The following is a 19,182-nucleotide window of genomic DNA, read 5'->3' on the forward strand; positions in this document are numbered from 1 at the left end:
ATGTGTACGGTTTTGCTCTTATTCTATCGCTTGTATAAGACATCAATTGTCATATACAATAAAAATACGAGCAAGAGGAGGGATGGCAAGTGAAGGCGGACCGACTGCTAAGCCTGCTGCTGTTGCTGCAAAATCACGGCAAAATGACGACCCGCGAGCTGGCTGCCCGACTGGAGGTCACGCCGCGCACGGTATGTCGCGATATGGAGGCGCTGAGCGCAGCGGGTATTCCGGTTTATGCCGAGCGCGGTCCGCATGGAGGCTGGACGATGACGGAGGGCTACCGCACGAAGCTGACGGGGTTGCGCCCGCAAGAGGTGATGGCGCTGCTGCTGAACAAGCCGTCGAGCCTTTTACGCGACTTGGGCATTGGCCCGGATTTCGATCTGGCCTATCAGAAGCTGGTGGCGTCGTCGCCCGCTCATTTGCGTCATTATGCCGGGGAACTGCAGAATCGGCTGCATATCGACGGCAATGCCTGGTTTAAGGCGCTGGAGTCGTATCCGTTTTTGGCGACGGTACAAGAGGCGGTCTGGAGCTGCCGCAAGCTATGGATGAAGTATCCGCTGCCGCGGGGACCGTACGAAGGGATCGTCGAACCCTTGGGTCTGGTGGCCAAAAGAAATGTGTGGTATTTTGTTGCCGGACTGGAGGGGGAGCTGGCGTTTTTTCGCGTATCGCGGCTAGAGGAGGCGGAGCTGCTGGAGGATACCTTCCAGCGGCCTGACGATTTTGATCTGTCGGCGTATTGGGAGCGTGCCAGCACCGCGTATGTCAACGGACGGCTGGCGTATCGGTTGAAGGCCCGGCTACGCGAGGAAGCGTTCAGCTTGCTGCCTCCTGGGCAAAAAGCCCGGCTGCATGCCACCGTCTGCGAGCTTGACGGCTGGCTGACGTCAGAGCTGGAGTTCCGCTCTTACGATGCAGCGCTCGCTGCGATGCTGAGTCTTGGCAACAGGGTGGAGGTGCTGGAGCCTGCGGAGCTGCGGGAGGGGCTGCGGGCTGCGGCACTAAGTGTCGCGGCGTTGTACGGTACGGGGGAGCCAGCGGATGCACACCGAGGTCCAGCGAACGCGTAGATCAGTGAGGCTTGAAGATGCGCTGCCTGCTGCGCTGGAGCAAAGCAAGCCGACGGACGTTGTCCGCGCTGCGGGCAGCGGCAGCCAAGGCGAGTGAGCCGGGGATTTTACGCAAAACCATCTATTGAAAGAAAACAGGGGAGCTTAGCGGTGGCAGATTGGATTAGAAGCGGTAAAGCCGTACTGGCGGGATATATAATCGGCGTTGTGTTGATCCTTGTGTTCAGCTGGGGGTGGGGGTTGCTCGGGTTGGCCGGCACGCCGCTCGCCGGCGTGCTGACGCTGGTCGTCTCGGCCGGTATCGGCGGGTTTGCAGCGGCACGGGTTACGCAGCGTTTTCGAATCGTAACGGCAGCGATTGTCGGCGCGGTGATGATCGTATGGGCGCTTTATACGGCCAAGTCCGCAGCGCTAAGCTGGGTACAGCTGCTGCCTATTGCAGCAGCCGCTGTCGGCGGCTGGCTTGCGGTGCGCAGCAAGCCGGTCGTCCGCGACAACGAGCGAATCTGAGCCGCTGCCGCTTTGAAACTTCCAGCCGAGCACTGTGCCGACACCGAGAAGGGCAAGAGCAGCGACGATTAACCTGAATTTTTTCAATAAACCCGTCTCCTTGTAAATTACGCGCCAATGCGGTCGTTCACCCGAACGACAGCTTGCGGCAAAGTCAAAAAAAGCGTTCGCTCGTGCTCATCGCACAGGCGGGCGCTTTGCTCTTGCATAGGGTGGAGCGGTAAGGGTAGTGAACCTGCTGCTTCCGGCATAGAGAGGCGTGTTGCTTGGCAAACGGGCCAAGCTACTGGACAGGCTTTACCTTGCGGGACCCTCTGATCGGCTCTGCAGGTCCGGCGTCGCCGACAGACGAGCTTTCTCTGGGAAGGAATCTGCCGGTTGCCGAATCTCTGCGAAGCGGCTGTTTGGCAGCTTGTTTCCTTTGCTTGGCGGCTTTTTGCCGCGCCAGATTAACCAGAGTAGCCGGCGGGTTGCTGCGAATGGCCGGAGAAGCGCCATTGACCACAGTGACCGTAATAGCGGCTTTTGCGGCAGGCATCGTGGGCGATGCGAGCTTGCTGCTGTATTTTTGCCGGGTTTTGCGGATATGTTCGATCCAAGCTTCCGGCCGGATGCCGTCCTTATGGGCCTTATAGATTCGTTCGGCTTGCACTTTGGCTGCATCGTGATCGTCCTGCAGCTCGCGGATGACCGGCAGATACACGTTCATTATGCGCTCGGCCAGCTCCTTGCCACACAGGTTGTGCAGATGACGGAGGATGATTTCTTCAAATCGGTCCAATGTGCTATGCATCATGCTCTACCCACTCCTCTCGGTTCTCATCGTACGTAAAGTAGCTGATTAAGGATAAGAGTTCGTTCATTCCTTCGTCGCAAAAGGCGATTTGGTTGCCGAGCTGCAGCGCGTCCAAGCGGCGCCCGTGTTTGTCTCGGGTCATGCGTTCATAAAAAAACGAATATTTATCCATTATTTGTGTTTGGTTGCGGTCATATTCATCCTTGACGATATCCATTTTGTTATCGGCCATCTGACCGATGACAATAGCCGGATGCGCCGGACCGCAAGGATCGCTCCCGCGTTCGTCGCATTCGTAGCGGTGGTCGACAATAAACTGCGTCCACAAGGGATTCGTGTCGCCCAAGAATGCTAGAACATTGTTGAAGCCGGAATACCGTTCCGGGAAGCATTGAATTTTGACAATGCATCCGATTTCGCCGATTTGCTTCTCCTCCGCCTTGCTTGCCCAGCTCGCAGCTTGCTCAAAGCTGATCGTGGTGTAAAAAGCAGGTCCAAAATCACGGTCGGTCGCACGCCAATAGGCACGGCTGAGCAGACGCTCCTTCAATGGAGCGATACAGCTGGCAACGGTCGCGTGATACACATAGCGGGGGAAAATGAACGGCCCGTTCAAACCATTATGAAGCTGAACATATTTATTATTCAAAAGGGAGTCCACCTCTATCATATCATACATATATCCGGTCATTCGAACGTCATTTTACCCGATAGATCGCTGCAGCCTGCTCAAAAGCGAGCTTGGCGAGCAAGACGATGGGAATTTCTTACCTTTTCGTGAGAATGCTTGCAGGAGACCAGAAAGCGTAAATAATTTTTATACAAAAAATACAATTTAAGTATAAAACATACAGTCGGATTGCGCCAGAAATTTCTTCATGCAACGCCTGTCCGCCTTCAGGGAAAGCTTTGGATGAAAAAGGAGCTGCGGTCCCGAACGAAAAAAAGCTTCCCACCCTTCTGCGGTGGCGAAGCTTTTTGCTGTCTCCAAGGGAAGCCGAAGCGCCGGCCATCCGGTCGTTCGCTTCAGCCGAAGCGCACGGCCTGCCGGTTCACGCTTGCAGCGGCAGACGCTGGCGCGCCGTTTCCGGCTGGTTGCCCGGTCCGGTTGCCGCCGGATGGTCCCGGCCGTTCTTGGCGCCAAAGCCTGCAGCCTCGCCGGACGAGCCGGATGCGTCGGACGCCCCGCTCCCGGGACCGCGTCCCTTGCCGTAAGGGATGCATAGCGGCGTACCGAGCAGCGGATCGACGATCATTTGGCATTTGAGCTGAAAAACCGACTCCACCATTTCGGCGGTGACGATATCCTCCGGCGGCCCCTCGGCGGCAATGCGCTTGTCTTTGATCGCGACGATATGATGGGCGTAACGGCAGGCAAGATTGATATCGTGCAGCACCATAACGACGGTGCGTCCGTGCCGCTGATTCAGCTCGTACAAGAGATCGAGTACTTCAATCTGATGCGCCATATCGAGGTAGGTCGTCGGCTCATCGAGCAGCAGCGCGTCCGTTCCCTGAGCCAGCGTCATCGCGATCCAGGCCCGCTGGCGCTGGCCGCCGGACAAAGCGTCTACCGGATGGTCGGCCCACGCGGTCAGCCGCGTAGCTTCAAGCGCCTCCAGCACCATGCGTTCGTCTTCTGCCGACCACTGCCGCGCCCAGCTCTGATAAGGGAAGCGGCCCTGCTTGACGAGCTGCAGGACGCTGAGTCCTTCAGGAGCAACCGGCCCTTGCGGCAAAATCGACAGCTGCTTGGCAATCTCCTTGGTCGGCAGCTTGGCGATGTCCCGGCCGCTTAGCAGCACGGAGCCGCCGGACGGCTTCAGCAGGCGGGCCAAAGCCCGCAGCAGCGTCGATTTGCCGCAGCCGTTGGCTCCGATAAACACCGTAATTTTCCCCTCCGGTATCGAGACGTTCAGCTTGTCGTAAACAAAGCTCTCTCCATAGGCGAGCGTCAAATCCTTGGCTTCCAATGTAATCACGCGAGCTCCATCCTTTCTTCTACTGGTGACGGTTGCGATACAGCAGGTAGATAAAATACGGCGCGCCGACGGTGGCGATAAAAACGCCGCAAGGCACGTCAAACGGCGGGAACGCCGTGCGGCCGAGCAGATCGGCGAGCATAACCAGCACGGCGCCGATGCAGGCCGATGCCGGCAGCAGCCCGCCGTGCGCGCCGCCAACGAGCCTGCGCGCGATATGCGGCGCCATCAGGCCGACGAAGCCAATGCCGCCGGCAAAGGCGACGGCTGAGCCGGCCAGCCCGATGCTGACGAGCAGCATCCACAGCCGCTCGCGCTCCAGCGCGCCGCCAACGCTGACGGCGGTATCGTCGCCAAGCCGGTGCACGTTCAGCCGGCGCGCCAGAAGGAAGGCCGCCGGCAGCAGCACGGCTGTCCACGGCAGCAAAAGCCGGACCTTCGTCCACGTCGACGAGTAGATGCTGCCGGTCATCCAGATGTACGCTTCGTTGGCGGCGTAAACGCTGGGGCTTTTGACCAGCAGCATCGTTGTTAGCGAGCTCATGCCCGCGGCGACGCCGATGCCGATCAGCACAAGCCGCAGCGGCGTAATGCCACGCTTCCAGGCGAGCGCGTACACGGCCAGCCCGACGAGCAGCGCGCCGCAAAAGGCGGCCGGCGGCAGCCAGGCGATGCTGACGGACAGCGAGTAGCTCAAGTCCTCGCGCGTGAAAAAAGCGAGGAAGCCGACCGCTGCTGCCGTAGCGCCGCCGGTGACGCCGAGCATATCCGGCGATGCCAGCGGATTGCGGATCATGCCTTGCAGAATCGCGCCGGAGACAGCCAGCGAGGAGCCGACCAGCAGGCCGATGACCAGGCGCGGCAGCCGGAAGGAATACAATACGAGATGGTCGCCCTTGGAGCCTTGTCCGAACAGGGCTTTGATCACATTCCAGGGCGCGATCAGCGTCGATCCGGTGCCGGCGCTGACCAGAAAGACGACAGCGACGAGCGCGACCAGCCACACAACGACCCGCATCGCGCGGCGCTCCAGCAGAAAGGAGAACCTTCCGAGCCTCCATGTCCAATAGCGCTTGTTCATTTGACTACCCCCTTGCGGACGATGGCGATGAGGAACGGCACGCCGATCAGCGCGGTCATCGCCCCGACGGGGACCTCCTCGGGAAAGGCGATGAAGCGGCAGGCCACGTCGGCGAGGATCAGCAGCACCGCGCCGAGCAGCGCCGAGAACGGCAGCGTCCAGCGGTGGTCGGTACCGACGAGCAGGCGCGCGAGGTTCGGCACGACGAGCCCGACGAACTGCACGGGACCGGCTACGGCCACAGCGCCGCCGGCCAGCAGAATCGTCGCCAGCACCGCACCGAGCTTGACCAGCGCAATTCGCTGGCCGAGTCCACGCGCGACGTCGTCGCCCATCATCAGCGTGTTCAGCGGTCCGGCGAGCAGCGCAGCCAGCAAGAGGCCGGCGCCGAGGTAGGGCAGCATGCCCTGCAGCAGGTCGAGCTTGCGACCGGCGACCGAGCCGGCCAGCCAGAACATCACCTCGCCGAGCGCGCGCTGATTCAGCACCAGCATCCCTTGCGTCAGCGAAACGAACAGCGCGGTGATGGCTGTACCGGCGAGCGTGAGCTTGATCGGCGTCATTCCTTCGCGGCCAAGCGAGCCGAGCGCATAGATGAACAGCGCGCTGAGGGCCGCGCCGGCAAAGGCGATGCCGGCCGATTGCTGCACCGTTGCCGCCGGCAGCAGCACAACGACGAGCACGAGGCAAAACGCTGCGCCGGCATTGATGCCGAACAAGCCGGGCGAAGCCAGCTTGTTTTTGGTCAGCGACTGCATCAGCGCGCCGGCCACGGCGAGGCAGGCGCCGACAGCAGCGGCGATCAGCGCACGCGGCACGCGCGTCGTGCGGATTACAACATGCGCTTGACTGCCGTCATATTGAAGCAAAGCGTTCAAAGCGGTACTCCAGCTCGTTTGCGTATATCCGTAAACGATGCTGATGCAGACCGAAACGAGCAGCAGCAATACGCCGAGGACGAGTAAGGACGCCTTGAACACGGAAGAGCGAATCAACGGGGTCATCGATAGTAAACTCCTTGCGAAAAATTGGGGATCAAGCGATGCCAGACCAGACTGGGCCAAGCCTGCAGACGGGTGGCTACGTTGTTCAGTTTAGAGAAAAACAGTCTTTGTGTCAATGAATTTGATAATCATTCTCAAATGAACTATTGACAAAACGTTCCATGCCCCCTACAATACAATCGATAATGAAAATCATTATCATAGATAAAAGGAGGGTTTCATACATATGCAAGCTTTTACCGGATTCATGAACAAAAAAGGGATGATCGGCTTTTTGCTGCTGGCCGTTCTCCTGCTCGTAAGCGCCTGCTCATCCGCACCGGAGGCATCGCCGTCCGCAACGGCCGCGCCGACGACCGAAGCGTCTGCGGCTCCTGCTGCCGATAAGCCGCGCGTGATCGAGCATGCGATGGGTACAACGGAAATTACCGGCACGCCGAAACGCGTTGTTGTTTTGACGAATGACGGTTCTGATACAACGATTGCTCTGGGCATCAAGCCAGTAGGCGCAGTCCGCCACTGGGTCGGTAACCCGGACTGGTACGATTTTCTGAAAGCCGACATGGACGGCGTTGTGATGGTCGGTGAAGAGACGCAGCCGAATCTGGAGGAAATCGCCAAGCTGCAGCCGGATCTGATTCTGGGCAGCAAAATTCGTCATGAAAAAATCTACGAGCAGCTCAAGGCAATCGCGCCGACGGTGATGACGGAAACCGTAGGTACGACGTGGAAGGAAAACCTGATTCTGTACGCCAAGGCGCTGAATCTGGAGGATAAGGAAAAGCAAATCCTCGGCGATTGGGACAAACGCGTAGCCGATTTCAAATCCAAAATGGGCGACAAGCTGGCAACGAAGGTGTCGATTGTCCGCTTCCAGCCGACTGAAGCGCGCATTTACTATCAGGGCTTCCCGGGCACGATAATTAAAGAGGTCGGTCTGGACCGCCCCGACAAGCAAAAAAATACCGATAAAGTGGTGCAAAACCTGACGCTTGAGCAAATTCCTGAAATGGACGGCGACGTGATGTTCTATTTCATTGCCTCCAACGAGGAAAAAGCGAAAACTACTTATCAGGAGTGGACCTCCAATGAGCTGTGGAAAAACCTGAGCGTCGTCAAGGCGAACAAAGTATTCCAAGTGGATGAAGTGTTCTGGAATATGTCCGGCGGCATTCAAGGGGCTAACCATATGCTGAACGATTTGTACAAGTTTTTTGAAATTCAATAAAACGATGGACGCGGGGCTGCCGTCTTCTTCGGAAGCGGCAGCTTTTTTACTGCTTCGCCTTTAATGGCGCCTTTCGCTTGGCTTGCAAACGGAATGGCGTTTTTTTCCGACTGGATCGAATGTCACCGCTATCCTGAAGCATCCCCCCGATTTCCTCCTTCTCACCGGCTCGGCGCAGGCAAGCGCGCAGGTCGGATGCTTGTTTGCCTCCATGATTTTTTCACAAAACTTCTCCAAAACTTCATTTTTTTAACGTTTGTTCACAATTCATTCATAATTTGGCGATCTTTTTGCTATTGAACTGATAATGATTATCATTTACAATGGGCGTGTCCAAAAATAACAATAAATTCGCGATACTGGGGGAAATGGAAGGGAGATAGCGTTTATGACCAAGGGCAACGCGCTTTATCTGCAAAGTCAGGAGCGGCGCGAATCGAATGCGCGCACGTATCCGCGCAAGCTTCCGCTGGCGCTCGTCGAAGCGCACGGCATTCGCGTCAAGGACGCCGACGGAAACAGCTATTACGACTGTTTATCCGGCGCAGGCACGCTTGCGCTCGGCCATAATCATCCGGCTGTGCTGGAGGCGATGCAGCGCGTGCTGGCGAGCGGCTTGCCTTTACATACGCTTGATTTGACGACGCCGGTCAAGGAGCGGTTTGTTGATGAATTGTTTGCGCTGCTGCCGGAGGACTTCGCCCGCCGGGCCAAAATCCAGTTCTGCGGACCGACCGGAGCAGACGCCGTCGAAGCCGCAGTCAAGCTGGTCAAGACGGCGACGGGCCGCCGGTCCATGCTCAGTTTTCAGGGCGGTTATCACGGCATGACGAACGGAGCGCTAAGCCTGACGGGCAATCTGCAGCCCAAGCAGCAGGTCGCTGGATTGATGGCGGAGGTACAGTTTTTGCCTTATCCGTATGCGTACCGCTGTCCATTTGGCGTAGGCGGCGAGGAGGGCGTACGCATTGGCGGGCATTATATCGAGCGGCTGCTTGACGATCCCGAAAGCGGCGTGGTTACTCCCGCAGGTCTGATTCTGGAGGTTGTGCAGGGCGAGGGCGGCGTTATTCCCGCGCCAGACGAGTGGCTGCGCCGACTGAGGGCGGCGACGCGTGAGCGGGGCATTCCGCTGCTCGTCGACGAGGTGCAGACCGGCTTTGGCCGGACCGGCTCGATGTTCGCCTTCGAGCGCTCGGGCATTATGCCCGATGTGCTGATTCTCTCGAAGGCGCTTGGCGGCGGCTTGCCGCTGTCGGTCGTCGTCTACGACGAGTCGCTCGATGTGTGGCAGCCGGGCGCGCACGCGGGCACGTTCCGCGGCAATCAGCTGGCGATGGCTGCCGGGACGGCGACGCTGCAGACGATCTGCGAGCTGCGGCTGGACCGCCACGCCGCCGTCGCCGGGGAGCGGCTGCTCGCGCTGCTGCGCCAGGTGCAGCGGGGCACCGGCTGCATCGGCGAGGTACGCGGCCGGGGGCTGATGCTCGGCGCGGAGATCGTCGACAAGCGGCGCGACGCCGACCGCTTGAGCAGCTACCCCGCGTTCCCGGAGCTGGCGCGGGAGATCCAGCGCCAATGTCTGACGCGCGGGCTGATTCTGGAGCTGGGCGGACGGCACGGCAGCGTCGTCCGCTTCCTGCCTCCGCTCATTGTGACGGAGGCTGAGCTGGACCACATCGCCGGGATTTTCGGCGATGCGGTGACGGCCGCCGAGCGCGTATGCGGCGTGGCGGCGGAGGTGCGCGGATGACGGAGCGCGCACCGGGGTTTGACGCCGCGTTTCTCGGAGAAAGCGCGGCGAGCCAGCGGGCGTACCGCGACTTGCTGGCGCGGACGTCCGAGGTGCTGCTCCGCGAGTACGCTTCCTCCTGGAAGCCGTATAGCGGAGCGTTGCCGCAGCAGCTGCGGGAGCTGCTGCAAAGCCGCCCGGTATGCCCGGAGGAATCGGGCATACCGCTGGGCGAGCTGCTCGACGGCGTCGGAGCGGCGGTGCTGCGCCATTCGGCGGTTGTGGCCCATCCGGCCTGCATCGCACACCTGCATTGCCCGCCCCTGCAAATCGCCTTGGCTGCCGAGCTCTTGATCTCGGCCACGAACCAGTCGATGGATTCGTGGGATCAGAGCATGGCCGGCACGCTCGTCGAGGAGCAGGTGATCGCATGGCTGTGCGGCTTGTACGGCTTGGGGCCAAACGCCGACGGCGTGTTCACCAGCGGCGGCACGCTGTCGAACTACATGGGGCTGCTGCTGGCCCGCGACCATTACGCCCGGCGCGTATGGGGCTGGAATGTGCAGCAGGACGGCTTGCCGCCGGCCTATGGCCGGCTGCGCGTGCTGTGCTCGGCGGACGCGCATTTCACCGTGCGTCAGTCGGTGGCCCAGCTCGGGCTTGGCGAAAACGCTGTGGTGCCGGTCGAGGTCGACAGCAGCCACCGGATGCGCCCGGACGCGCTGGAGCGCGAGCTGGTGCGGCTGGAGCAGGAGGGACAACTGCCGTTTGCGCTGGTCGCTACGGCGGGCACGACCGATTGCGGCAGCATCGATCCGCTGCCCGAGCTGGCGGCGATTGCCCGCCGGCATGAGTTGTGGCTGCATACAGACGCCGCATACGGCGGCGCGCTGGCGCTCAGCGACCGGGAAGCGGGCCGGCTGCGCGGGCTGGCCGAGTCGGACTCGGTGACGGTTGATTTTCATAAATGGCTGTTCCAGCCGGTCAGCTGCGGCGCTTTTTTGCTGAACGACAAGCGGCGCTTTGATTATATCCGGCTTACGGCAAGCTATTTGAACCCCGAGGAGGACGAGGATCACGGCGTTCCGAATCTGGTGACCAAGTCGCTGCAAACGACGCGGCGATTTGACGCGCTCAAGCTGTATATGAGCTTGCAGCATATCGGTCGCAAGGAGTTTGGCGCGATGATCGAGGCGGGGATCGATACAGCGCGCGAGACGGCGCAGATGCTCGCCGCCGATCCGGCATTCGAGCTGCTGGCGCCGCCGCAGCTTAGCACGGTGGTCTTTCGATATGCGCCGCAGACCTGTCCCTTCGACGAGGAGCCGCAGGCGTGGGCCGACCGGCTGCAGGCGGGCATCCGTGACCGGCTGCTGACGCAGGGCATGGCGGTCATTGCCAGAACCAAAGTGAACGGCCGGGCTTGTTTGAAAATGACGCTGCTCAATCCGCGCACGACCTCCGTGCACACCACTGCCGTCCTGCAGCAGATCAAGGCGGTCGGGAGCGGGCTGGAGCAGGAATTCCGCGATGCAAAGGAGAGGATCAGATGATGAAGGATGCCAGACAAATTGCCGAGGAAGCGGCGCTGCAGAGCTTTCTGAACTGCTATATCCGCGAAACGGCAGCGGTGGAGTGGCTGCCGGCTGAAGAAGCTGCGGCGGGCGAAGCCGCAGATGGCCCGGCGGCCGGGCATGTGGCTGTGACAGGAGCGGCGGCAGGAACTGCGGCAGCAAATCTGTCGGGAGCCGGAGCAGGAACGGAGCCAGGCACAACGAGCGGCGTGACAGCGGCAGCGGAAGGAGTCGCTGCAGGTTCAGCGCCACGCACAAGCGGCTCGACAGCGGCACAAGCAGCGGGGACAGATGCTGCCGTGGGTGCAGAAGCGGGTGTTTTGGCCGGAATTGCGCCAGATACAGCGGCTAGTGCAATTGCCGGAAGTGCGGCAGGCACAGCGCCAGAGGCATCGGCACCGACAAAAGCCGCCGCCGACGCAGCGGCAAGCGCAGAAGCGGGGCATCGTTTGCACACGATCACGCATGCGGCCGATGCTGCCCGCACCGAAGCGACATGGAGCAATCATCCTGCACACGCAGCGGGCGCAAGTTCTGCTCCCGTTTGGCCGGTATCGAGCCCGGAAGGGGTTTATGCCAGCTGCCATTTGTCACGGCAGGGGATTACGTTGCTGGCCGGGGTCAAGCATCGTTCGGCAGTCGGCCGGCATTTGTTCGAATTTCCGCTGTATTATCGCGCTGCAGACGATCGGCCTTGGGTAGCGGGCGATTACGTCACGGTGACGACGCTGCTTATCAAGGAGCTGGCACTGGCTGCCGGCGGCGACGTGCGCACTGACGAGCTGCTGCTGCGCGTGATCCAGAGCTGCCGCAGCATCGAGGTGTTCGTGGCGGCCCGCAGCGGCGACGCCGACGAGCTGTACGGCCCGGAGAGTGATTTTATCGCCGCTGAGCAGTCGCTGCTGTTCGGTCATTTGATCCATCCGACGCCCAAAAGCCGTCAAGGCATTCCCGACGAGCAGCTTGCCCTGTATTCGCCGGAGCTGAAGGGCAGCTTTGCCCTGCACTATTTCCGGGCTGCCCGCGAGCTCGTCCGCGAGGATTCGACGCTGCCGGAAAGCGCGACGGAGCTGGTCAAACGCGAGCTGCGCGAGGACCCGCTCGCCGATCCCGCGTTTGTGGCCCGTTATTGCGGCGACGACGAATGGTCGCTTATTCCTGTTCATCCGTTGCAAGCCGAGAAGCTGCTGGCCGAGCCGTTCGTCCAGGCATGGATCGCCGAGGGCCGGCTGATCGATTTGGGCCCGTGCGGCAGCCCGTACGCGGCGACTTCTTCTCTGCGCACGGTATACCGCGAAGCTTCGCGGTTTATGTACAAATTTTCGCTGCAAGTCAAGGTAACCAATTCGCTGCGCGTGAACAAATTCAAGGAGCTGGAGCGCGGCGTCGAGGTGGACCGGCTGCTGGCGACGGCTGTGGGCGAGGTGTGCCGGGAGTTCCCGGCGTTTGATATCGTGCGCGATCCGGCCTATTTGACGCTTGCTGCCAAGGGGCGCGAGGAATCGGGCTTTGAGGTTGTGCTGCGGGCCAATCCGTTCCGCGGAGCTGCGGCAGAGGGCGCAACGCTCGTTGCCGGACTCGTGCAGGACGCGCTGCCGGGCAACCCGACGCGGCTTGGCGGATTGATTCGCGGGCTGGCGGCGAAGGAAGGGCGCTCCACCGACGAGGTGAGCCGGGACTGGTTCAGCCGTTATCTCGATATTTCGCTGCGCCCGATGGTGTGGCTGTATATGAAATTCGGTATCGCGCTGGAAGCGCACCAGCAAAACAGCGTCGTGACCGTGGACGCCGACGGGTATCCGCACCGTTTTTATTATCGCGACAATCAGGGCTATTATTTCTGCACCTCGACCCAAAACCTGCTGGAAGCGTTGCTTCCCGGCATCGGGCAAGGCAGCCAGACGGTGTGCGAGGACGCGGTGGCCGACGAGCGGTTCCGCTATTATTTGATCATGAATCATATGTTTGGCGTCATTAACGGCTTTGGAAGCGCCAGATTGGCTGACGAACGGAGCTTGCTCGGACAATTGCGGTCCGCGCTGGCTGATTTTGTGCCGATGAATCGCGAACCGTCGCAGTTTTTGCACACGCTGCTGCACAACCCGACGCTGCCCTGCAAGGCGAATTTGCTCACCCGGCTGCATGACATGGACGAGCTGGTCGGGGCGATGGAGGCGCAATCGGTGTATGTAGAGATCGACAATCCGCTTGTAAAGGAGGCTGACGCCCGTGGCTTTGACCCTCGGCAGCAGCTCGTCGCAGCAGCGCGCGGATGAGCGCTACGTGTTTCAAACAACGCATCCGGCGCTCGGGCAAACGATTGCGTTTCGTCCGGTGTCGCTGGAGGACGATTTTGAGCGTCTGTACGCCTGGCACCAGGAGCCGCACGTCATTCCTTATTGGAAGCTGAACATTTCCCGGGAAAAGTATCGCGAACATCTGGAGGCTTTTCTGGCCGATCAGCATCAGACGTTGTATATCGGTTGTCTCGACGGCGAGCCGATGAGCTATTTTGAGGCGTATTGGGCAAAAGACGATCTGCTCGGCCGTTACTATGAAGCGGATGCGCACGATCAGGGCGTGCATCTGCTGATCGGGCCTCCGGAGTTTCTGGGCCGCGGGCTGGCGCTGCCGTTATTGCAGGCGCTGACGCGTTTTTTGCTGCTGCACGAGCCGACGGCGCGGATTGTGGCCGAGCCCGATGTGCGCAATGCGAAGATGCGCCATATTTTCCGCAAATGCGGCTTTGACTTTGTGCAGGAAGTGGTGCTGCCGGACAAGACGGCGGCGTTGATGATCGGCCAGCGGGGCGATCTGGAAAGGGGCTGGCAGCATGGTTGAGCCGATGGGCATGACGGGCAGCGAATGTGCCGGAGAACACGGCGCAGCGCGCAATGTGGAGCCCCAGGTGGAGCATGAAGTAGAGCATGAAGTGGAGCATGAAGTAGAGCATGAAGTGGAGCACACGGGTGAGCATGATGTAGAACGTCACGTAAAGGCTGAAGTTAAACGTGCCGGACAGACTGCCGAAGCTCGTGGAGCGTTGCGGACAGGCGACAAGGCTTGGCAGCTGGACCAGTCACGTCTGGACGACGAGTGCGTTTACGACGTGCTGGGCGTCGGCATCGGGCCGTTTAATCTCGGGCTGGCTGCGTTGATGAGCCGAACGTCGGAGCTGACGGCGGTGTTTTTTGACCGCAAGCCGCAGTTTGACTGGCACGCCGGGATGCTGCTCGACGGAACGACGCTGCAGGTGCCGTTTTTCGCCGATTTGGCGACGATGGCCGATCCGACGAATCCGTTTACGTTTTTGAATTATTTGCGCGAGATGGGTCGGCTGTATGCGTTTTATTTTTTGGAGCGGTTCCATATTCCGCGCAGCGAATACAATCTTTACTGCCGCTGGGCGGCCGAAAAGCTGGCGTCGTGCCGCTTCGGCTGCGAGGTGGAGGGGGTCGCTTTGGAGGCTGCGGCTGACGGCTCGACGGTGTATGCCGCTGAAATACGCGAGCAGGCGAGCGGCCGGGTGAGCCGCGTGCGGGCCCGCCATCTGGTACTGGGCGTCGGTGGCGTGCCGCGCCTTGACGAGCGATTCGCCGGACTGCCGGCCGAGGATGTGTTTCATTCGGCGGATTTTGCGCCACGGCTGGAGCGCTGCCGCAAGGCCCGTTCGGTGACCGTTGTCGGCTCGGGGCAAAGTGCGGCGGAAATCTTTTACCAGTTGCTGAAGGAGCAGGGCGAGCGCGGGTATCGGCTTGATTGGTTTACGCGGTCGCCGGGCTTTTTTCCGATGGAGTATTCGAAGCTGGGGCTGGAGCATTTTTCCCCCGATTATACGAACTACTTCTATAGCTTGCCGCAGGCCAAAAAGGACGCGATTCGCGCCGGCCAAGACTTGCTCTATAAAGGGATCAGCGCCAAAACGATCGCTGATATTTACGAGGCGCTGTACGAAGCGAGCGTTGGCGGGGTGTCGCCGGACGTGCGGCTGCTCGCTTGCAGCGAGCTGAAGGACATTGCCGCCAAGCCTGAGGGCGGCTACCGCTTGAGCTTGCGTCACCTGGAGACGGGCTGTGCATTTACGCATGACAGCGAGGTCGTCGTGCTGGCGACCGGATATGCGCAGCCGATTCCGGCTTGCGTCCGGCCGCTGGCCCCGCTGCTGGAGCTTGACGATGCCGGCCGCTTCCTGGTGGAAGCCGACTATCGGCTGAAGCTCAAGACGGATGCCGCAGGCAGCGGGACGACTGAGCGCAGCGAGTCTGCCAGCCGTCGCGCGCGCGAAGCGGAAGCGCTGGTATCAGCGGGGACACCTGCTGCGGCTGTTGCCGGCCGTTGGCAGGGAGGGACGGGCCAAGACAGGCGAAGCGCGGCGGCCGTTGGCGAAAGCGCGGCCGGTGAAGGCGTTGCGAGCTTTACGGGCCATAGCCGGGGCGACAACCGGATTTATGTGCAAAACGGCGAGCTGCATACGCACGGCGTCGGCGCTCCCGATCTGGGGCTGGGCGCGTACCGCAACAGCGTGATCATTAACAGCATTGCCGGTAAAACGATATATCCCGTGCTGTCGCGCAACGTATTCCAGCAGTTTGGCGTCGGCGGCGATCAGCTGCCGATGAACTAAGGAGGACAAGTGGGTGCATGTGACAGGGGAGGATTGGCTGATCGGCGAAGCGTTGCGCTCGCCGGTCAGCGGACGCGTGCTGCAGCGCGTGCTGCGACAGCTGATCGAGTCGTTGATCTACGAAGGCGTTATTGCCGTCGAAGCGGCGACAACGGGAGAAGCAGCAGCGGCGTCTGCGACAACGGCGGCTTGCGGGCAAGCGCAGTTGTTTACGCTGCGCGGGCACGACGAGCGGGGAGCGGCGGTCGCGTACAGTTGCCGGGGCAGCCGGCGACTGACGTTCGGCCGCATCCGGCTCGACGACGCGCCCGTGTTGCGCACGGGCGGCGGGCGGACGGAGCCGGCAAACGATCTCGCGCAGTTTGTCCGCGAGGTGCTGGGCGATCTCGACGCCGATCCGGGCAAGCTGCGCGCGTTTACCGAGGAGCTGGAGCAGACGCTGCTCAAGGACACGTTGGTCCAGTTCGAGCGGGAGCTGGCCGGCGGCGAGCTGCGCGGCCGCCCGTATGACGAACTGGAAAGCGCACTGATGGACGGGCATCCCTATCACCCGTGCTATAAATCGCGGATCGGCTTTGATTTTGCCGATCATCTGGCTTACGGGCCGGAATTCGCTCCGGCCGTGCGTCTGGTCTGGCTGGCTGTGCATCGCAGCCGGACGTTGGTCACCGTAGACCCCGATTACGGGGGCTACGACGAGGTGCTGGCGGCGGAGCTCGGCGAGCCGCAGCTGGCCCGCTTTCGCGCCGCCGTGCGCGAAGCGGGAGCCGAGCCGGATGATTACGTATTCGTCCCGGCGCATCCGTGGCAATGGCGCAAAGCGATTGCCACGTCCTTTGTCCAGGATCAGCGTACCAAGCAGGTGCTGCTGGTCGGGCAGGGGCGCGACGATTATCGGCCGCTGCAGTCGATCCGCACGCTGGCCAACCGCTCGCAAGCGCGCAAGGCTAACGTCAAGCTGCCGCTGCAGCTGCTCAATACGTCGAGCCCGCGTCATTTGCTGCCGCATTTCGTTGTGACGGCGCCGCCGATTACCCGTTGGCTCAAGCAATTGGCGGCCAACGACCCGTATTTGAAAAAAGAAGCGCGGCTGATTTTGCTCGGCGAATACGCGGGCGTTTCCTATGCCGCTCCGGACAGCGTCGGCAAGCCGATCAGCTGCGGCGCGGCCAGCGCGGCCGCTGAAGGGGCGCTTGGCTGCATCTGGCGCGAAAGCATCCACGGCTATCTGGAGGATGGCGAAGCGGCCGTGCCGTTTAACGCGCTGTGCGCTCGCGAGCTGGACGGATCGCTGTTCATCGAGCCTTGGCTTGTTGCGATCGGCGTGGAAACGTGGTTGAAACGGCTGTTTAAAACGTGCGTCCTGCCGATCGTGCATTTACTTGCTGCGCACGGCGTGGCGCTGGAGGCGCACGCGCAAAACATGGTGCTCGTCCATCGCAGCGGCATGCCGTTTCGCGTCGCGTTGAAGGATTTTCACGAGGACGTGTTGTTTTATCGGCCGTATTTGGCTGAGCCCGAGCTATGCCCGGATTTTGCTGCCTTGCATCCGATTTACCGGAATGCGGCGCCAAATGCATTTTTCGAAACGGATAGCCCTGAGCCTGTGCGCGGGCTGACGCTCGGCGCGTTGTTCTTCATTAATCTGGGCGAGCTGGCGCTGGCGTTGGCCGACCGGATGAGCTACCCGGAGGAGCAGTTCTGGCAGCTGGCTGCCGAAATGCTGGAGCGCCACCAGAGCCGCTTCCCGGAGCTGGCCGAGCGGTTTGCGCTGTTTGACCTGTTTGTAGCGACGACGCGCGTAGAGCAATTGACCAAACGGCGTTTGTACGCGAAAACGGAGTCGCTGCTGCATGACGTTCCGAATCCGCTGCATGCGGCTCGCGCCCGGCTGTTAGGCGCGGCTGCCGGGCGATAGCGTTACGGCGGCAATTTGGAAACAAGCTCGATTGACGAGCTGATTTTTTGCGGAGGTGAAACCATGATTACCGTGAATAAAGAGCGTCTGGACAAGCTGACGTTCGAGGGGCGGCGGCGTTGGCTGGAGCAGCAGGAGCCTTACGCAAGCGCCCGCGGCGAGCGTTATGCGCTATGCCTGCGCGAGCCGCTGGACGTGGTGACGCTGCTCGGTTTTTTGCGCGGGCGCGACTGCTCCGCCCTGCTGCTGCATGGCGACAATCCGCTGGAGACGGCGCGCAAGCTGGCGTTGGACGCCGGCTGCAGTCGGCTTGTGTACGGCGGCTTCGAGCATAATGAGCCGTTGGCGGGCGAGGAGATGCCGGTTGAGCCGGTGCGCGAGGAGGAAGCGTGCATCTACCAATTCAGCTCGGGCACGACTGGCGCGGCTAAGCTGGTGCGGCGCAGCTGGCGCGATATCGATGCGGAAATCGCCGCTTATAATGAAGCGCTTGGCGACGACGGGAGCTGCTCGCCGATTGTGCTCGCTTCCGTGACGCATTCGTTCGGTTTGATCTGCGGCGTGCTGGCTGCGCTGGCCAGAGGCGTGGAGCCGACCGTCGTCACGCACAAAAATCCCAAGTTTGCGCTCGGCATCATCCGTGATACGCCCGAGCATCTCGTCTACGGCGTGCCGCTGATGCTGCATGTTGTCTCCGGCTTCAGCAGTGAGCTGGTACGCTTTCATCGTCTGCTCAGCTCAGGGGCGGTCATGCCCGGCTCGCTGTTCGAGCGGCTGTCCGCGAAAAGCGGCAAGGTGATGCAGCAGTATGGCTGCTCGGAGACCGGCTGTATCAGCTTGAGCCGTTGCTTGGGCTCGCAGGTCGATCTGGGCCGACCGTTGTCTCATCTGACGGTACGGGCCGGAGAAGCAGCCGAGCGGCCGGAAGAAATCGTCGTCACGCTTCCGGACGGACGCGAGGTGCGGACGGGCGATCTCGGTTTTGCTGCTGTCAATAGCGGTCATTTGCAGTTCATCAGCCGTCTGGACGATGTGATTAACGCCGCCGGATTGAAGGTGTACCCGCTGGAGGTAGAGGAGGAGCTGCTTGCGCTGGCCGGGGTGCGCGAAGCCGTAGTGTATCGCGGACGCCATCCGGTTATGGGCGAAATCGTCAAGGCGCAAATCGTTGCCGAAGGCGCGCTGGAGGCCGCTAAGGTGCGCGAGTGGTGCGCGGCCCGGCTCCCGGCCTATAAGGTTCCCGCCGACATTCGCTTCGTGCCGACCATCCGCAAAACAGCGAACGGGAAAATCAGCCGCCTGCTGCTGGAAACGGAGGAGGGTGTCTGATGAGACGCGAGATGTGGACCGGGCAGCTCTTGACCGTGCTGCAGGAAAAGCTGAAGCTGGCGCATATTGTCCGGCTGGAGGAATCGATGCGGCTGAATCAGGACCTGTATCTGGATTCCGTGATGGTCATGCAGCTGCTCGTATTCATAGAAGAAATGTGGCGCTTGCGCGTGCCGGAGGAGGAGCTCGACCCCAAGTCGCTGGAAACCGTCGGCAGTCTGCTTGATTTCATGGAGCAGTTGGAACCGCTGGAAGCATCTGCAGATGGGACAGGAGCACCGACGCAGCCCGCTGAGTCTGTGGAGTCAGCAGTTCCTGCGTCGAC

General features: G+C 61.1%; 16 protein-coding genes and 1 pseudogene. 12 read left to right on the forward strand and 5 right to left on the reverse strand.

Going from position 1 to position 19,182, the window contains the following annotated elements; genetic code table 11:
* Nucleotides 1-89: 89 nt before the first annotated feature.
* Genes B5M42_RS05975 through B5M42_RS05980 form a run of 3 tightly spaced genes read left to right on the forward strand, consistent with a single transcriptional unit; the run spans nt 90 to nt 1,589 of the window.
* Nucleotides 90-1,079 (forward strand): helix-turn-helix transcriptional regulator, encoded by a 990-nt coding sequence (locus tag B5M42_RS05975; protein ID WP_134751989.1) that lies wholly within the window; start codon nt 90-92, stop codon nt 1,077-1,079.
* Nucleotides 1,051-1,176, forward strand: coding sequence for a hypothetical protein (locus B5M42_RS25265; protein ID WP_268999084.1), 126 nt, complete (start codon nt 1,051-1,053; stop codon nt 1,174-1,176). The genes B5M42_RS05975 and B5M42_RS25265 overlap by 29 nt, the downstream gene beginning before the upstream one ends.
* 53 nt (nt 1,177-1,229) lie before the next feature.
* Nucleotides 1,230-1,589: a hypothetical protein gene (locus tag B5M42_RS05980; RefSeq protein WP_134751991.1), complete on the forward strand. Its 360-nt coding sequence runs from the start codon at nt 1,230-1,232 to the stop codon at nt 1,587-1,589.
* A 283-nt stretch (nt 1,590-1,872) separates the two neighbouring features.
* Here the strand turns inward: B5M42_RS05980 and B5M42_RS05985 are convergent, their stop codons facing one another.
* The 5 genes from B5M42_RS05985 to B5M42_RS06005 all read right to left on the reverse strand — a co-directional run bounded on the left by B5M42_RS05985 (nt 1,873) and on the right by B5M42_RS06005 (nt 6,452).
* The gene (locus tag B5M42_RS05985; RefSeq protein WP_134751993.1) at nt 1,873-2,385 is read right to left on the reverse strand and encodes a hypothetical protein; all 513 of its coding nucleotides are present in this window, start codon (nt 2,383-2,385) and stop codon (nt 1,873-1,875) included.
* Nucleotides 2,375-3,034 (reverse strand): DUF3990 domain-containing protein, encoded by a 660-nt coding sequence (locus tag B5M42_RS05990; RefSeq protein WP_167689803.1) that lies wholly within the window; start codon nt 3,032-3,034, stop codon nt 2,375-2,377. The genes B5M42_RS05985 and B5M42_RS05990 overlap by 11 nt, the downstream gene beginning before the upstream one ends.
* Before the next feature lie 403 nt (nt 3,035-3,437).
* A complete protein-coding gene (locus B5M42_RS05995; protein WP_134751997.1) occupies nt 3,438-4,367 on the reverse strand; it encodes an ABC transporter ATP-binding protein in 930 nt (309 codons plus the stop codon).
* A 19-nt stretch (nt 4,368-4,386) separates the two neighbouring features.
* On the reverse strand, nt 4,387-5,448 hold the full coding sequence (locus B5M42_RS06000) for a FecCD family ABC transporter permease (RefSeq protein ID WP_134751999.1): 1,062 nt from the start codon (nt 5,446-5,448) through the stop codon (nt 4,387-4,389).
* Complete coding sequence (locus B5M42_RS06005) at nt 5,445-6,452, reverse strand: FecCD family ABC transporter permease (protein ID WP_134752001.1); 1,008 nt, start codon at nt 6,450-6,452, stop codon at nt 5,445-5,447. Before B5M42_RS06005 ends, B5M42_RS06000 begins: the two co-directional genes overlap by 4 nt.
* 226 nt (nt 6,453-6,678) lie before the next feature.
* On the opposite strand from B5M42_RS06005, the gene B5M42_RS06010 reads away from it, so the two are divergent.
* From B5M42_RS06010 to asbD, 9 genes and pseudogenes are all read left to right on the forward strand, one after another.
* Nucleotides 6,679-7,680, forward strand: a complete 1,002-nt coding sequence (locus tag B5M42_RS06010) for an ABC transporter substrate-binding protein (protein ID WP_230632721.1) — start codon at nt 6,679-6,681, stop codon at nt 7,678-7,680.
* Between the two features lie 388 nt (nt 7,681-8,068).
* Nucleotides 8,069-9,433 (forward strand): diaminobutyrate--2-oxoglutarate transaminase, encoded by a 1,365-nt coding sequence (locus B5M42_RS06015; RefSeq protein WP_134752003.1) that lies wholly within the window; start codon nt 8,069-8,071, stop codon nt 9,431-9,433.
* Nucleotides 9,430-10,965: a pyridoxal phosphate-dependent decarboxylase family protein gene (locus B5M42_RS06020; RefSeq protein ID WP_134752005.1), complete on the forward strand. Its 1,536-nt coding sequence runs from the start codon at nt 9,430-9,432 to the stop codon at nt 10,963-10,965. The genes B5M42_RS06015 and B5M42_RS06020 overlap by 4 nt, the downstream gene beginning before the upstream one ends.
* On the forward strand, nt 10,962-13,262 hold the full coding sequence (locus B5M42_RS06025; RefSeq protein WP_230632723.1) for an IucA/IucC family protein: 2,301 nt from the start codon (nt 10,962-10,964) through the stop codon (nt 13,260-13,262). Before B5M42_RS06020 ends, B5M42_RS06025 begins: the two co-directional genes overlap by 4 nt.
* Nucleotides 13,216-13,827, forward strand: a complete 612-nt coding sequence (locus tag B5M42_RS06030) for a GNAT family N-acetyltransferase (protein WP_134752006.1) — start codon at nt 13,216-13,218, stop codon at nt 13,825-13,827. The genes B5M42_RS06025 and B5M42_RS06030 overlap by 47 nt, the downstream gene beginning before the upstream one ends.
* The gene (locus tag B5M42_RS06035) at nt 13,820-15,610 is read left to right on the forward strand and encodes a lysine N(6)-hydroxylase/L-ornithine N(5)-oxygenase family protein (RefSeq protein ID WP_230632725.1); all 1,791 of its coding nucleotides are present in this window, start codon (nt 13,820-13,822) and stop codon (nt 15,608-15,610) included. Before B5M42_RS06030 ends, B5M42_RS06035 begins: the two co-directional genes overlap by 8 nt.
* A 13-nt stretch (nt 15,611-15,623) precedes the next feature.
* Complete coding sequence (locus tag B5M42_RS06040) at nt 15,624-17,528, forward strand: IucA/IucC family protein (RefSeq protein WP_134752008.1); 1,905 nt, start codon at nt 15,624-15,626, stop codon at nt 17,526-17,528.
* A gap of 63 nt (nt 17,529-17,591) precedes the next feature.
* A complete protein-coding gene (locus B5M42_RS06045; RefSeq protein WP_134752010.1) occupies nt 17,592-18,857 on the forward strand; it encodes an AMP-binding protein in 1,266 nt (421 codons plus the stop codon).
* Nucleotides 18,857-19,117, forward strand: a pseudogene (gene asbD, locus B5M42_RS06050) (petrobactin biosynthesis protein AsbD); the annotation flags it as partial. The gene B5M42_RS06045 and the pseudogene asbD, both read left to right, overlap by 1 nt.
* Nucleotides 19,118-19,182 lie beyond the last annotated feature (65 nt).

This window comes from Paenibacillus athensensis, from assembly GCF_004514475.2.
Taxonomy (GTDB): Bacteria; Bacillota; Bacilli; order Paenibacillales; family NBRC-103111; genus Paenibacillus_AL; species Paenibacillus_AL athensensis.